Genomic DNA, 14023 nt, shown 5'->3' with positions numbered 1-14023 from the left:
GCCGGACGAACACCTCCGGGCGTCTGCCCACCGGCCACCACCTCCCATGAACGTCGGGAGACAGCCTGCCCGATCCGTCCTCAGAACCGACGGATTACACGATCAACGTTCAAAGACGAGGCACTAGTGGGACGCCGGTGTAAAGCATCAGGCGGGACACGACAATCGCCTCCTGTGATTGTGATCCGACAGGAGAGGTGCGACAGATTTCCGTCACCTGAAGTACGGCAGGTGGTCTAGAAACCGAGGGTGCCGTCCGTGGGGCGGCTGGTTCAAGGTATGACGCCGCCGACAGCCGATAGCGCTGGGCTCGCGGCTGCGGTTCTGGGTCGCAGACGAAGGTCCGTGGCTCGGCGTTCCCGAGCCGGGGCCGGTCGTCGTGTGCCGGCAGGACGTTATCGGGCTGGCTGACCGGTCACCGGGACATGGTGTCGAGCGCTGCGGCGATCTGCGGTACCAGGGCCTCGTAGGTCGCGCGCGACAGGTGCCTGCCGTCGGGGTCGAACGCAGCCGGCCCGAGCCGGTCGGTCACCGCCCGCACCTCGATCGCCGTACCGCCATGCGTCGTGACCAGCTCGGCCAGCACCGCGGCGTACTCCTTGATCAGGGCGTTGACCTCGCCGGTGTCGAACGGCCCGTGCGCGCGAGCCACGCCCGGCGGCACGAGGGCGACCCACCGACCCCCGCGTTCCAACTCTCGGGTCACGTTCTCTCGGAAGAGGTCTGGGGAACTCGAGTAGTCGGGATGGCTGTCGCTACTCCCGATCGACAGCACGACCGCGTCATACGCCGCCGGATTCCGATCGCCGACCTGGCCGCGCAGGGACCCCGACCAGGCGCCACCAACAGCCCGAGACTCGACATCGGCACCGAAGGCGACCGGCATCAGGTCCGGGTGCTGGTTCTCGAGCAGGACGAGGTTGCTGTCACCGAGCAGTAGAACAGTCATGCGAGCATCCTGCCCCCGGCCACCGACATTCAGCCTCGGTGGCCGGCCAGACCGACCGATCATGAACCCCTGTCGCGCATCACCTGGCGGAAGACTGTCGCGCATCTCCCGACGGAGCACAGCGCACGCGCCCGATAGGTTGCCGAATCTGCCTGTTTAGGATCAAGGCGGCGCCGGCCCGGCCCCGGCCTGCTGGCGACCTCCGGCCGGCATCGGCCGGGCCGGCCGGCCACGCTTCAAGGACGACCAGGACCCTTGAAGACCTCGGGGCTCCGCCCCGAACCCCGGCCCTCCTCGGAGATCAGCCGGGGGCGGATCACGACGCTGCGAATAGTCGAGTTGTTAGGCAGCCGCGATGGCCTCGATCTCGATGAGCCAGGCCGGATCCCAGATGCCGGCCAGGGTCACCGTCAGGGCGGGACGATGAGTGCCGAGGACTTCATTGCGCACGGCAGTATTGACCGAGGCGTACGCGCGGTCTGACAGAAACGTCGTGACCTTTACGAGGTTGGTGACATCCATGTCAGCTTCCTGCAGCACGCCGGTCAGGTGCCGGCACTGACCTCGATGTCTTCAGGAACCTGACCCTGACGGTCCTGCGGAATCTGGCCGCTGATGAACAGCATCCGGCGGGCACCGGTGACATCCAGCCCGTTGACATAGCTACCGACGGCTTCGGGAACCGATGACGGGTTGATCGCTGACGTGTAGCGATCATGCCGCAATAGGCTGAGAGGGCTGTGAAGCGATAGCTCCAGATGGCCATTCGTGGGCCAGTAGCCACGAGCCCGAGCGGTCATCGGCGGCCCGAGCGGCCAGCACCATGACCGATGCGAGTAGGCGTTCCAGGCGTCACGGACGGTGGATCACGCTTTTCCAAACTGACGCTGCTACGGCTCGCGGTCGTCGCCCGGCAGCAGCTTCGACCAGAAGTCATTTATGAGCAGCATCCCCCGGTCCGTCATCCGGCAGCGCTCCTCGGCGTTCGGCGGCTCCCGCACCGCAACGATTACGACGACCCTGCCGTCATCGTCCGCGTGAGACTGGAAAGTGGCGATCTTGTAGCCGATCCGACGCCCAGCTCTACGGCCAGCCGAGCGGACATCGGTAATGCGTTCGGTATTCCACGCCTCGACACGCTCGACGTACTGCCAGTCGAGTTCGAGGTGTCGCGCGATCGTGAGCACAGCTCCTCAAGCTCACCCATGACGTTAGCCCCCTCGCGTGCCCGATACGTGCCCGATCGGTGGGTCGATCAGGTGCAATGGCGGTCAACAGCGACAGAAGACGACTAAGGCCCTTGACTAGCGTTTCCGCAGGTCAAGGGCCTTGCCGTTCCCTGGTGGCGGGTAGAGGATTCGAACCTCTGTAGCTTTCGCGACGGATTTACAGTCCGCTCCCATTGGCCGCTCGGGCAACCCGCCAGGGCGTGCCACCGCGCGTCGCGCGGCAGCGGAGCCAAGGATAGCGGTCGCCCCCGGGTACGTCGCAACCGGGTACCGTCAGGGGGTCGCACCGCTGCTCAGCGGGGGACATACGAGCACAGACCGCCGGACAGCAGGAGCATGAGCATGGCAGCGAACCCGTCGTTCGACATCGTGAGCAAGGTCGACCGCCAGGAGGTCGACAACGCCCTCCGTCAGGCGGAGAAGGAGCTCGCGACGCGGTTCGACTTCCGGGGCACCGGCGCCGAGATCTCCTGGTCGGGTGAGGAGGGCATCAGCCTCCAGGCAGAGACCGAGGAGCGGGTCCGGGCCGCCCTGGAGGTCTTCAAGGAGAAGCTGGTGAAGCGGAACATCTCGCTGAAGTCGCTGGACGCCGGCGACCCCCGCGCCTCGGGGAAGATTTTCAAGATCGACGCCAAGGTAATCCAGGGCATCGACTCCGACAAGGCCAAGGCGATCAGCAAGAAGATCCGCGACGAAGGCCCCAAGGGCGTACAGGCCCAGATCCAGGGCGACCAGCTGCGGGTCACCGGCAAGAAGAAGGACGACCTCCAGGCCGTCATCACCCTGCTCAAGGGTGAGGACTTCGGCGTCGCCCTCCAGTTCACCAACTACCGGTAAGCCCCGACCGCCGGCCGGCTCCACGGGCCGGTCGGCGGGCGGACCCAGCGGCGCGCGCTCCGCTCAGCGCGAGAAGATCAGCAACAGCAGCACGGTCAGGATCGCGCTCACCAGGATCGAACCGAGGCAGCCGATCCGGTTCGAGAAGAAGAGGAACATGATCGCCGGGGTACCCGTCACCCCGACCCGCACACCTGACGGCTACCCCGACCCCAGCAAGGCAGGCCAGAAACCGGTCAGACCGCAACCGGTTGCTCGACGCGTACCGCGGTGGCCTCCGCTCGGACGATCGGCCCGGCCGGCAGGGCGGCGACCCCGGCCCCGACGGCGACCGCCGCCCCGGCGAACAGGAACGCCCAGGTCGTCCCGCCGCCGTGGTCGACGATCAGTCCGGCGACGGCACCGCCCGCGGCGCTAGCCGCGACCGACATGGTGACGACCCAGGTGTACGCCTCGTTCAGCATGCTCGTCGGGGCGATCCGCCCGACCAGGGTGTTCTCCAGGGTGAGTGCGGGCGCGATGGTGGCCCCACCGACCACCAGGGCAATGCCGAGCGCCAGTGGGGTGGGCATCACCGCGAAGACCGCGAAGCTGCCGGCCACTGCGCCGAGCAGCCAGGCGAACTGTCGGGTCATGGCGGTTGACGGCTCGCGCAGGCCGAACCAGAGGCCACCGAGGGCGCTGCCGACGCCCCAGACGGCCAGCAGCAGGCCGGCGAGGCTCTCCGGGTCGCCGCCGGTGGACCGGTCGGCGGCGAAGGCCGGCACCGTCACGCCGGCCGCTCCGAACGCGATGCCGAGGCCGGCGACGCAGACCAGCAGGGCGGGGAAGCCGCCGACCCGGAGCGGGCCGAGCCCTCGGGCGTGGTGTTCACGCGGATGTGGCCGCCAGCCACGCATTACCTGCCCGAGTGCCACCGCCGTGGTGCCGACCAGGGTGACCACGGCGGCGCCGACGAGCGCGGCGGCGGCGTCGGCGACCAGCACGAAACCGGCCACCAGCAGGGGACCGAGCACGAAGACGAGCTCGAAGAGCGTGGTCTCCGCGGCGAGCGCCGTGTTGCGCAGGTGGTACCGGCCGGAGGCCGGGTCGGTGAGGTCGTTCCAGGCGCCCCGCAGCGCCGCGGTCAGCGGCGGGTACGTGGCGCCGGCCAGACCGGCGGCGAGGTAGATCGCGATGTTGCCCCGGTCGGCGCGGCTGGCCCAGAGCAGCCCGGCGAGGGCGAGCGGGTGGGCCACGGCGGTGGTCAGCAGGACCGGGGTCGGGCCGAGCCGGTCGGCGATCCGGCCGGCGACCGGGCTGAACGCGGCCCCGGAGAGGGCGTAGCAGCCGCCGGCGACGGCGGCCAGCGAGTAGCGGCCGGTCACCTGCTCCACCACCAGCAGCAGCGCCAGTGGCGTCATGCCGATCCCGAGCCGCCCGAGGATGCCGAGGAGCAGCAGCACCGGCGCACCGGGAATCCGCCAGACGCCCAGGTACTGGCGCAGTGCGACCACGGCCGACCTCCGGAAGGGGGTTATGGGTGAGAAGCCGTGCCGACCCTAACGCCGGGGTGCCGCCGCCGGGAACCGATTATGCCGGTATGCGCCTGTGCGCAGCGCGATCCGCCGGGGCCGGCGAACCGGCCCCGGGCGGATTCGGGTTCTACGGGGTCAGCGCTGGAACCGCACCGGGCCGCTGTTGACGGCCATCTGCTCCAGCCGGGCGACCCGCTCCTCCATCCGGGGGTGGGTGGAGAAGAGCGCCGCGATGCCCCCACCCCGCTTGAACGGGTTGTCGATCATCAGGTGGGCGGTGCTGGTCAGCTGGCCCTGCACGGGCAGCGGACGCATCTGCGTACCCATGTGGATCTTCCGGAGCGCGCTGGCCAGGGCCAGCGGGTCCCGGGTCAGCTGGGCACCGGAGGCGTCGGCCTGGAACTCGCGGCTGCGGCTGATCGCCAACTGGATCAGGGTGGCCGCGATCGGCCCGAGGATCAGCGTGAGCAGCAACACCGCAGGGTTCGGGGCGTCCTCGTCGTCGCCGCCACCCAACGGGATGAACCAGGCGATGTTGGCCAGCATGGTGATGATGCCGGCCAAACCCGCCGCCACACTGGAGATCAGGATGTCCCGGTTGTAGACGTGCGACAGCTCGTGGCCGATCACGCCGCGCAGCTCGCGGTGGTCCAGGATCTCGGTGATCCCCTGTGTCACGCACACCGCCGCGTTCTGCGGGTTACGCCCGGTGGCGAACGCGTTGGGCTGCGAGGTGGGGCTGACGTACAGCCGAGGCATCGGTTGCCGTGCCTCGGTAGCCAACTCCCGGACCATCCGGTACAGCTCGGGGAATTCCGCCTCGCTGACCGGTTGCGCCCGCATCGACCGCAGCGCGAGCTTGTCGGAGTAGAAGTAGGTGATGCCGTTCATCAGCAGCGAGACGATGACGGCGATGACCAGACCACCGCTGCCGCCGAACCAGTAGCCCACCGCCAGGATCAGCGAGGTGAGCAGGCCGAGCAGCGCGGCGGTCTTCAGACGGTTGTGATGCACGGTCACTCCTTCGGTGCGCGGGTCGCGGGACCCGCCGACCCGTACAACATCACCGGTACCCCGCAACCATCCTGCTCATGACTGGGAGTTGCCTGGAGCATCCTGTGCGCCCGCTGGGAGCGCGGCCACCGCCTGTGGGGCAGTGGTCAGCCGGCGGCGAGGGCCAGGACCAGTTGGGGAGCGAAGCCGAGCACCACGGTCACGGCGGTCGCGACCGCCAACGCCGCGCTCACCGGCCAGGGCGGTCGGCCGGCCGGGACGGCGGCGTCGGCGTCGGCGTAGAGGACGGCGGTGAGACGCAGGTAGTACGCGAGACCAACCACCGCGTTGACCGCCACCACCAGGGCCAGCCAGCCCGCGCCGCCGTCCAGCACCGAACGGACCACTGTCACCTTGGCGAAGAGGCCGGCCAGGCCCGGTGGCAGCCCGGCCAGACCGGTCAGCGCCAGTGCGAACGCCGCACCGATCCAGGGCTGCCGGCGGGCCGCGCCGCGCAGGTCGTCGAGCGTGCCGCCGTCCGTGCCCACCGGCCGCAACGCCACCAGCGCCGCGAACGCGACCAGTTCCAGCGCCACGAAGAAGACCGCGTACGCGACCACCGCCGCGTACGCGGTGGCACGGGCGTCCGCGGTGCGGCCGGTGGCCAGCGCCAGCGCGCCCAGCGGCGCCAGGATGTAGCCGGCCTGAGCCACCGACGACCAGGCCAGCAACCGGACGGTACGCCGCTGGCGCAGCGCCACCAGGTTGCCGACGGTCATGGTGAGCACGGCCAGCCCGGCGAGCACCGGGCCGGTGACGTCGGCCGGCAACGCCCGCTGCACCACGGCGAGCAGCGCGACCACCCCACCGAGTTTCGAGGCGGTGGAGAGGTACGCCGCCACCGGCAGCGGTGCGCCGTCGTAGGTGGCCGGGGCCCAGGCGTGGAACGGCACCGCCGCCACCTTGAAGCCGAGCCCAGCCACCACCAGCGCGACCGCGGCGGTCGTCAACGGCAGGTCGCCGGCGGCGCCGAGCAGCGCACCGAGCCGGTCGAGGTGCAGAGCGCCGGTGACCGCGTACAACAGCGCCGCGCCGAGCAGGGTCAGCGTGGTCGCCACCACGCTGACCACGAAGAAGGTGACCGCCGCCTCGGCGCTGGCGAGGCTGCCCCGACGCAGCCCGACCAGGACGTACAGCGGCAGGGTGAGGGTCTCCAACGCGACGATCAGGGTGATCAGGTCACCGGCCGCGCCGAGCACCACACCGCCGGTCATCGAGCAGGCGAGCAGGAAGCAGTACTCCCCCACCGGGGTCGGGCCGGCGCCCAGCAGCGGCCCGGAGAGCCCGAGCACCCCGAGGGTGAGCAGACCGAAAACGGCAGCGACCAGGGCCGCGCGAGCGTCGAACACCCAGGAGCAGTCGGCCCCGACGCAGAAGGTGCGCCGGGTTCCCACCGCGCCCACCGCCGCCGCGCCGGCCATCGTGGCGATCGCGCCCGCGGCGGCCACCGCCACGGTCGCGCCCGCCCGGGCCAGCAGCAGGTCGGCCAGGAGCACCAGGACGGCGGTGCCGGCCGCCAGGTACGCCGGCAGCAGCGCCACGTTGTCGACGCTCTGCACCAGACTCATGCCGCCCACTTCCGCCGCACCTCCACCGGGCCACCGCCCGCGCTCATGGGAGCACCGCTGTCAGGGCGTCCACCGGAGCGGTGGCGTAGCCGAGCACCAGTGCCGGTACCAGCCCCACCGCCAGGGCCAGCAGCACCAGCGGCGTCCAGGCGGCCACCTCCGCCCCGGCCAGGCCGGGGGCGACCCGGGCCACCGCCGGGGTGGGCCGCCCGTGGGTGACCTGCCGCAGCAGCCGCAGAAAGTACGCGGCGGTGAGCGCGCCGCCGATCGCGGCCAGGACGGCCAGCGTGGTCCAGAGCCCACCACCGCGTTGGACGGCGGCGACGACGGCGAACGCCTCCCCCCAGAAACCGGCCAGCCCGGGCAGGCCCAACGAGGCGACCGCCGCGAAGCCGAGCAGCCCGGCGAGCCGGGGCGCGGTCTCCCGCAGCCCGGACAGTTCGGCCAGCGAGCCGGTGCCGGTGCGGTCCTTGATCGCGCCGGCGAGGAAGAAGAGCAGGCCGGTGATCACGCCGTGCGCGATGTTGCCGATCAGCGCGGCCTGGATGCCGGTAGCGGTCAGCGTGGCCACCCCGAGCAGCACGAAACCCATGTGCCCGACGCTGGAATACGCGATGAGCCGCTTCAGGTCGTCCTGGGCGAGGCAGACCAGCGAACCGACGATGATCGCGGCGACGGCGAGCACGCCGAGCACCGGGGCAGCCCACCGCGCCCCCTCCGGCGCCACCCCGACCGCCATCCGCACCAGACCGTACGTGCCCATCTTGAGCAGCACCCCGGCGAGGATGACACTGCCCACGGTGGGGGCCTGGGTGTGCGCGTCGGGCAGCCAGGAGTGCAGCGGCCAGAGTGGGCTCTTCACCGCGAAGGCGAGCGCCAGCAGGGTGAACGCGGCCAGTTGGGTGCCCCGGGACAGGCCCGTGCCACCGGTGAGGGCCACCACGTCGGCGGTCCCGGCGTCGGCGACCACCACGAAGACGCCGACGAGCAGCAACACGGAACCGAGCAGGGTGTAGAGCGCGAACCTACGGGCCGCCCGCCGCCGCTCGTCGCCGCCCCAACCGGCGATGATCGCGTACATCGGCAGCAGGACGACCTCGAAGAAGACGAAGAACAGCACCAGATCCAGGGCGAGGAACGTACCGAGGATGCCGACCTCGACCACCAGCAGCAACGCCACCAGGGCCCGGCCACTGCCGCCCGCCGGCACCCGCCAGACGGTGTAGCCGCAGCAGAGCACGGTGAGCAGCGCGGTCAGCACCACCAGCGGCCAGGAGAGGCCGTCCACCCCGAGATGGAAGCGCAGGTCGAGGCCCGGCACCCAGGGCAGGTCGAGCCGGTGCCAGGGCAGCACCGCCGGCGCCGGGCCGTAGCCGACCCAGCCACGGTCGCCGACGGCCAGCAGCACCGCGGCGACCAGGGTCAGTCCGGCGACCGCCGTACCGACCAGCCGGGCGGCCCGGTCCCGGGGGGTCGCCGCCACCAGCACCGCCCCGACCGCCGGCAGCGCCAACACCGCGACCAGCAGGAACTCTCCGAAACTCACGGTTTCCCCTCGGCTCGCGACTGCGCGGCTCGCGAAACGGTCATGGCGAACCACCGATCAGGACGGCCGCGAGGCCGATCAGCAGGGCTCCGGCGAGCACCGCGCCTGCCGCGCGAGGCAGTGCCGCCCGGTGCCCCGCGGCGAGTACGCCACCGAGGCCGCGCGCCGCGCGTCCGGTGGCCTCCACCAGCCCGTCCACCCCGACCTCGTCCCCGGTACGCGCCAGCCGGGCCAGAGCGGTGACCGGTCGTACGACCAGGGCGTGCTGGACGTCGTCGAGCCGGAACGCGCGGGCGAACACCGGCCGCAGCGGGCCCAGCACGGTCGCCGGGTCACCTGCCGGCGCCCGTCGCCAGCCGGCCCAGGCCAGCGCCGCCCCGACCAGCAGCAGCACGGTGGGCAGCACCAGTTCCGGACCGACGTGCACGAGCAGCACGTCGTCCGGCGGCACCGTCGGCACCACCGGGAAGAGCAACCGGTCGGCGAAGGGCTGGACGAAGCCGGCCAGCCCCAGCAGCGCCGCCGCCACGGCCAGCAGCAGCACCGGCCAGCGCATCGCCGCCGTCGGATCGTGCGGACGCAGCAGCGGCAGCCGGCGCTCGCCGAGGAAGGTACGCAGCAGCAGGCGGGTGGCGTACCAGGCGGTGACCACCACCCCGAGCAGCCCGGCCAGCCAGACCAGCCAGCCCACCCAGGCCGGGGCGGGCCCGGCGCCGTCCAGCGCGGCGGCCTGCGCCACCGCCAGCACGCCGTCCTTGCTCCAGAAGCCGGACAGCGGCGGCACCCCGGCCAGCGCGCCGAGCCCGACCGCCGTGCACCAGAAGGTGACGGGCATGTCCCGGCGCAACCCGCCCATCCGGGACATCAGGGTGGTGCCCACGGCGTGGATCACCGCACCGGCGGCGAGGAAGAGCAGCGCCTTGAAGGCGGCGTGGGTGAGCAGGTGGAACAGCGCGGCGACCGGCGCACCGACGGCGAGCGCCCCGGTCATGTACCCGATCTGGGAGACCGTCGACCAGGCGAGCACCCGTTTGAGGTCGTCCTGCGCGGTGGCCGCGAGCGCGCCCAGCAGCAGGGTCGTCGCGCCCAGCACACCGAGCACGGCCAGCGCCACCGGAGCCGCCTCGAACAGCGGGAAGAGCCGGGCGACCGCGTACACGCCGGCGGCGACCATGGTGGCCGCGTGGATCAGCGCGGAGATCGGGGTGGGGCCGGCCATCGCGTCGGGCAGCCAGGTGTGCAGCGGGAACTGCGCGCTCTTGCCGGCCACCCCGGCGAGCAGCAGCAGGCAGGCGACGGTGAGCGGGCCGGTGGCGTGGTCGTGGGCGAGCACGTCGGCGATCCGGAAACTGCCCGCCGAAACGCCGAGCAACGCGATGCCGAGCAGGAAACCGACGTCCCCCACCCGGGTCACCAGGAACGCCTTCATCGCGGCGGCCGGCGCCTCGGGCAGCCGCCGGTCGTGCGCGATGAGCAGGTAGGAGCAGAGCCCCATCACCTCCCAGCCGACCAGCAGCAGGATCAGGTCACCGGCGACCACCACCAGCAGCATCGCGGCGGTGAAGAGGCTGATCTGTGCCGCGTACGGCGGGTAGCGGTGGTCCACCTCGACGTCGTCGTGCGGCCCCCGGCGCAGGTAGGCGGTCGAGTACACCTGCACGGCCAGGGCGACCGCCGCCACCGCCACCGCGACCAGCACGGCCACCCCGTCCAGCCGGACACCCAGGGTGACCCGCAGGCCACCCAGGTCGATCCAGGTGGTCGAGGTCTCCACCGGGTCGCCGACCCGGGCCAGCAGGGCCAGCGCGACCACCAGCGCGCCGGCCGCGCCCGCCACACCCAGGCCGATCGCCACCCGCCGGGCCCGGTCCTGCCCGGTGGTCGCGCCCTTCGGCGACGCCGGCAGCAGCAACCCGGCCAGTCCCGCGACCAGCGGTACGGTCGGCAGCGCGACCCCGAGCAGCCCGGTCACCGTCGCTCCTCCGTCCGGTCGGCGTCCGTGCCCGGACCGTCTACACCGGCGCCACCGTGCGCCGCTGCCGCCCGGGCACCCGGCCCGGCGGCGGGGACCGGTGCCGGTGGCTCGGCCAGCGGGACCTCGTCGACCGCCACACTGGCGCGCATCCGGTAGAGCTGGAGCACGATGGCCAGACCGACGCCGATCTCGGCGGCGGCCAGCACGATCACGAACAGCGCGAAGACCTGCCCGCCGTGTGGCAACACAGCCCGCGCGGTGGTGTCCGCGGTGACCAGCACCAGGTTGACGGCGTTGAGCATCAACTCGACCGCCATCAGCACCAGCACCGCGTTGCGCCGGCGCAGCACGCCGTACACGCCGAGGCCGAACAGGAACGCGGCGGTGAGGTACGGGATGACCGGCCTCACCCGCGACCGCCCTCGTCGGCGACCCGGCCGGCCGGCGTCGCGGCGTCCCGGACCGGACCGCCGGACGTGGCGTCGGGGCGGCGGCCGATGTCGGGACGGGAGAGCACGATCGCCCCCACCAGGGCGGCCAGCAGCAGCACCGACAGCACCTCGAACGGCAGCACCCAGGCGCGGAACACCTGCTCGCCGAGGCGTTCGGCGGTGCCGGCGGCGGGCAGCTCCACCCGGGACCAGCGGAACGCGTCCACCAGCAGCACGGCCAACCCCAGCCCGGCGCCACCGCCGATGAGAGCGGCGGGCCAGCCGGGACGGTCCAGGTCGTCGGAGGCGCCGATCGGGGCGCGGGTCAGCATCACCGCGAACAGCAGCAGCACCACCACCGCGCCGACGTAGATCAGCACCTGCACCCAGGCCACCAGCTCTGCGGTGAGCACCAGGTAGTCGCCGGCCAGCGCGCCCAGGCAGACCACCAGGTAGAGGCCGGCCCGGACCAGGTGCTTCGTCGCGACCACGAGCACCCCCGCGCCGACCGCCACCGCGCCGAGGGCGAGCAGCAGCACGTCCGCCCCGGTCATCAGGTCGTACCCGGGTCGGCGGCGGGGCCCGGCTCGGGGCGTACCCCGGCGGGAGGGCTGCTGGGGGCCGCGGCCTTGCGCGCGGCGGTGGCCTCCTCCTTGGCCGGCTCGCCGTTGCGGTCGTGCGCGGGCGGCGGCGGGACGGTGCCCATCCACTCGCCGAGGTGGTCCTTGTCGTGCAGCAGGTCCTTGATGTCGTACTCGGCGTACTCGAACTCCGGCGACCAGTAGAGCGCGTCGAACGGGCAGACCTCGACGCAGATGCCGCAGTACATGCAGAGCGAGAAGTCGATGTCGAACTTGTCGAGCACGTTGCGCTGGCGGGGGCGGGCGGCCCCGGGCACCGCCACCTCCTCCTTGTGGGAGTCGATGTAGATGCACCAGTCCGGGCACTCCCGGGCGCAGAGCATGCAGACCGTGCAGTTCTCCGCCAGCAGCGCGATCACGCCCCGGGAGCGGGGTGGCAGCTCGGGTGCGACGTCCGGGTACTGCTGGGTGGTCGACCGGCTGGTCATCGTCTTCAGGGTGACCGCCAGGCCCTTCACCAGCCCCGTGCCGGGAAGACCGCTGCGCTCGCTCATGCCGCTCATCCTGCCCTGTGGCCCCGGCGCGCGCGACCACCACCCGGCCCTTCCCGGCGTTATCGTGAGCACGGGAGAACGACACACCGGGAAGGACCGGTCGATGACCGCCGCTATGCACGACGAGTTTCCGCCGCCGGGTGAGTGGACGACCGACGACCTCGACCGCCTGCCCGACGACGGCCGCCGCCGTCCCGAGCTCCTGGACGGAAACCTGCTGATGTCGCCCTCCCCCACGCGACTCCACCAGTCCATCGCCGGCCGCCTGATGGCCGCTCTGGAGGAGACCTGCCCCGCCGACCTCGACGTCACCCAGGGCGTCGAGGTACGAATCTCCCGCCGACGGTCCTTCATCCCCGATCTGCTGGTCACCGAGCTGGACGCGTCGGTGCGCAACCCGTCGCAGTACCGGCCGAACGAGGTCCTGCTGGTGGTCGAGATCGTCTCCGAGGGCTCGCGCAGCATTGACCGGGTCCTCAAGCCCGCGCTGTACGCCGAGGCGGACATCCCGTACTTCTGGCGGGTCGAGACCGAGGCGGGAATCGTCGTGCACGCCCACAAGCTCGACCCGGTCAAGCAGATCTACGTCGAGCAGGCGCGGATGACCGACGGCATCCTGCTGCCCGAGCCGTGGGAAATGGACATTCCGCTGGCCCGGATCACGCCCCGGGGCCGCTGAGCCGGGCCACCAGCCCGCGGCGTGATCCAGCCCGCTCGCCGAGCCGACCGGCCGGTGATCGGCGAAGATGAGGAGGCGACGGCAGGCGGGACACCAGGGGGCGACGTGGGCGAGACGACCGGCGGGAAGTACGTCGAGCCGGGTGGCGAGTTCACCCGGGACCAGCGCTACATCGCCACCCGGATCACCACCGACGGCCGCGACGGCTGGCCGGTGGAGCCCGGCCGGTACCGGTTGGCGGTCAGCCGCGCCTGCCCGTGGGCCAACCGGTTGATCATCGTCCGGCGGCTGCTCGGGTTGGAGGACGTCATCTCGATGGCGGTGGCCGGTCCGACCCACGACGCCCGGAGCTGGACCTTCGACCTGGACCCGGACGGGCGCGACCCGGTGCTGGGCATCGAGCGTCTTCAGGAGGCGTACTTCGCGCGGTTCCCCGGCTACGAGCGGGGGATCACCGTGCCGGCGCTGGTGGACGTGCCGACCGGGCAGGTGGTCACCAACGACTACGCGCAGATGAGCCTGGACCTGTCGACCGAGTGGACGGCGTACCACCGCAAGGGCGCGCCGCAGCTCTACCCCGAGCACCTGCGCGAGGACGTCGACGAGGTCAACGCGGTGGTCTTCGCCGACGTGAACAACGGCGTCTACCGGTGCGGCTTCGCCGGCAGCCAGGACGCGTACGAGCAGGCGTACCACCGGCTCTTCGAGCGGCTGGACTGGTTGACCGAGCGGTTGTCCGGGCAGCGGTACCTGGTCGGCGACACGATCACCGAGGCGGACGTGCGACTGTTCACCACCCTGGTCCGTTTCGACCCGGTCTACCACGGCCACTTCAAGTGCAACCGGCAGAAGCTGTCCGAGATGCCGGTGCTGTGGGCGTACGCGCGGGACCTGTTCACCACCCCCGGCTTCGGGGACACCGTCGACTTCGACCACATCAAGCGGCACTACTACGAGGTGCACCGGGACATCAACCCGACCGGCGTGGTGCCGGTCGGCCCCGACCTGGCGAACTGGCTCACCCCGCACGGCCGGGAGAAACTCGGCGGGCGGCCCTTCGGCGACGGCACGCCGCCGCCCCCTCCGCCGCCCGCCGAGCGGGTC

15 protein-coding genes and 1 tRNA gene are annotated in these 14023 nt (G+C 71.8%); 3 read left to right on the top strand and 13 right to left on the bottom strand.

The features are described 5' to 3' along the window. Nucleotides 1-415: 415 nt before the first annotated feature. From E1182_RS23655 to E1182_RS23640, 5 genes are all read right to left on the bottom strand, one after another. Complete coding sequence (locus tag E1182_RS23655) at nt 416-949, bottom strand: GDSL-type esterase/lipase family protein (RefSeq protein ID WP_132269078.1); 534 nt, start codon at nt 947-949, stop codon at nt 416-418. A gap of 342 nt (nt 950-1291) precedes the next feature. After that, complete coding sequence (locus E1182_RS32495) at nt 1292-1471, bottom strand: RidA family protein (protein WP_243706386.1); 180 nt, start codon at nt 1469-1471, stop codon at nt 1292-1294. A 23-nt stretch (nt 1472-1494) separates the two neighbouring features. Next, nucleotides 1495-1749 (bottom strand): hypothetical protein, encoded by a 255-nt coding sequence (locus E1182_RS32490; protein ID WP_243706385.1) that lies wholly within the window; start codon nt 1747-1749, stop codon nt 1495-1497. A 90-nt stretch (nt 1750-1839) separates the two neighbouring features. Then, the gene (locus tag E1182_RS23645; RefSeq protein ID WP_132269076.1) at nt 1840-2136 is read right to left on the bottom strand and encodes a hypothetical protein; all 297 of its coding nucleotides are present in this window, start codon (nt 2134-2136) and stop codon (nt 1840-1842) included. 153 nt (nt 2137-2289) lie between these two features. Continuing rightward, a tRNA-Tyr gene (locus E1182_RS23640) sits at nt 2290-2373 on the bottom strand. Between the two features lie 147 nt (nt 2374-2520). Between E1182_RS23640 and E1182_RS23635 the strand changes: the two genes are divergently transcribed. After that, entirely contained in the window at nt 2521-3015 is a 495-nt protein-coding gene (locus E1182_RS23635; RefSeq protein WP_132269074.1) for a YajQ family cyclic di-GMP-binding protein, read from the top strand. 236 nt (nt 3016-3251) lie between these two features. Here E1182_RS23635 and E1182_RS23630 read toward each other — a convergent pair whose 3' ends face one another. The 8 genes from E1182_RS23630 to E1182_RS23595 all read right to left on the bottom strand — a co-directional run bounded on the left by E1182_RS23630 (nt 3252) and on the right by E1182_RS23595 (nt 12249). Then, nucleotides 3252-4511 carry an MFS transporter gene (locus E1182_RS23630; RefSeq protein ID WP_132269072.1) on the bottom strand — a complete coding sequence of 420 codons (1260 nt, stop codon included), beginning with the start codon at nt 4509-4511 and terminating at the stop codon, nt 3252-3254. 156 nt (nt 4512-4667) lie between these two features. After that, the gene (gene htpX, locus E1182_RS23625; protein ID WP_132269070.1) at nt 4668-5546 is read right to left on the bottom strand and encodes a zinc metalloprotease HtpX; all 879 of its coding nucleotides are present in this window, start codon (nt 5544-5546) and stop codon (nt 4668-4670) included. Between the two features lie 146 nt (nt 5547-5692). After that, the gene (locus E1182_RS23620; protein WP_132269068.1) at nt 5693-7153 is read right to left on the bottom strand and encodes an NADH-quinone oxidoreductase subunit N; all 1461 of its coding nucleotides are present in this window, start codon (nt 7151-7153) and stop codon (nt 5693-5695) included. A 43-nt stretch (nt 7154-7196) separates the two neighbouring features. After that, nucleotides 7197-8699, bottom strand: coding sequence for a NuoM family protein (locus tag E1182_RS23615; RefSeq protein WP_132269066.1), 1503 nt, complete (start codon nt 8697-8699; stop codon nt 7197-7199). Between the two features lie 40 nt (nt 8700-8739). Further along, nucleotides 8740-10671, bottom strand: a complete 1932-nt coding sequence (locus E1182_RS23610; RefSeq protein WP_132269063.1) for an NADH-quinone oxidoreductase subunit L — start codon at nt 10669-10671, stop codon at nt 8740-8742. Continuing rightward, nucleotides 10668-11084: an NADH-quinone oxidoreductase subunit NuoK gene (gene nuoK, locus E1182_RS23605; protein ID WP_132269061.1), complete on the bottom strand. Its 417-nt coding sequence runs from the start codon at nt 11082-11084 to the stop codon at nt 10668-10670. The genes E1182_RS23610 and nuoK overlap by 4 nt, the downstream gene beginning before the upstream one ends. Further along, entirely contained in the window at nt 11081-11659 is a 579-nt protein-coding gene (locus E1182_RS23600; protein ID WP_132269059.1) for an NADH-quinone oxidoreductase subunit J, read from the bottom strand. Before E1182_RS23600 ends, nuoK begins: the two co-directional genes overlap by 4 nt. Next, nucleotides 11659-12249: an NADH-quinone oxidoreductase subunit I gene (locus E1182_RS23595; protein ID WP_132269057.1), complete on the bottom strand. Its 591-nt coding sequence runs from the start codon at nt 12247-12249 to the stop codon at nt 11659-11661. The genes E1182_RS23600 and E1182_RS23595 overlap by 1 nt, the downstream gene beginning before the upstream one ends. A 94-nt stretch (nt 12250-12343) precedes the next feature. Here E1182_RS23595 and E1182_RS23590 point away from each other — a divergent pair, with 94 nt between their 5' ends. Together E1182_RS23590 and E1182_RS23585 are read left to right on the top strand one after the other, a co-directional pair. Continuing rightward, a complete protein-coding gene (locus E1182_RS23590) occupies nt 12344-12919 on the top strand; it encodes a Uma2 family endonuclease (RefSeq protein ID WP_132269055.1) in 576 nt (191 codons plus the stop codon). Nucleotides 12920-12976: 57 nt separating this feature from the next. Then, nucleotides 12977-14023: glutathione S-transferase family protein (locus E1182_RS23585; protein WP_371687596.1), on the top strand; the 1047-nt coding region annotated here is incomplete at its 3' end.

This window comes from Micromonospora sp. KC721, from assembly GCF_004348355.1.
Classification (GTDB): Bacteria; Actinomycetota; Actinomycetes; order Mycobacteriales; family Micromonosporaceae; genus Micromonospora.
Note: the sequence above shows the minus strand (reverse complement) of the source record. Positions and strands in the feature narration are given on the sequence as shown.

Excerpts from the sequence above, each read along its gene's own strand:
- E1182_RS23655 (WP_132269078.1), bottom strand. The coding sequence starts at position 949 with ATGACTGTTCTACTGCTCGGTGACAGCAACCTCGTCCTGCTCGAGAAC.
- E1182_RS32495 (WP_243706386.1), bottom strand. The coding sequence starts at position 1,471 with ATGGATGTCACCAACCTCGTAAAGGTCACGACGTTTCTGTCAGACCGC.
- E1182_RS32490 (WP_243706385.1), bottom strand. The coding sequence starts at position 1,749 with ATGACCGCTCGGGCTCGTGGCTACTGGCCCACGAATGGCCATCTGGAG.
- E1182_RS23635 (WP_132269074.1), top strand. The coding sequence starts at position 2,521 with ATGGCAGCGAACCCGTCGTTCGACATCGTGAGCAAGGTCGACCGCCAG.
- E1182_RS23620 (WP_132269068.1), bottom strand. The coding sequence starts at position 7,153 with ATGAGTCTGGTGCAGAGCGTCGACAACGTGGCGCTGCTGCCGGCGTAC.
- E1182_RS23600 (WP_132269059.1), bottom strand. The coding sequence starts at position 11,659 with ATGACCGGGGCGGACGTGCTGCTGCTCGCCCTCGGCGCGGTGGCGGTC.
- E1182_RS23595 (WP_132269057.1), bottom strand. The coding sequence starts at position 12,249 with ATGAGCGGCATGAGCGAGCGCAGCGGTCTTCCCGGCACGGGGCTGGTG.
- E1182_RS23590 (WP_132269055.1), top strand. The coding sequence starts at position 12,344 with ATGACCGCCGCTATGCACGACGAGTTTCCGCCGCCGGGTGAGTGGACG.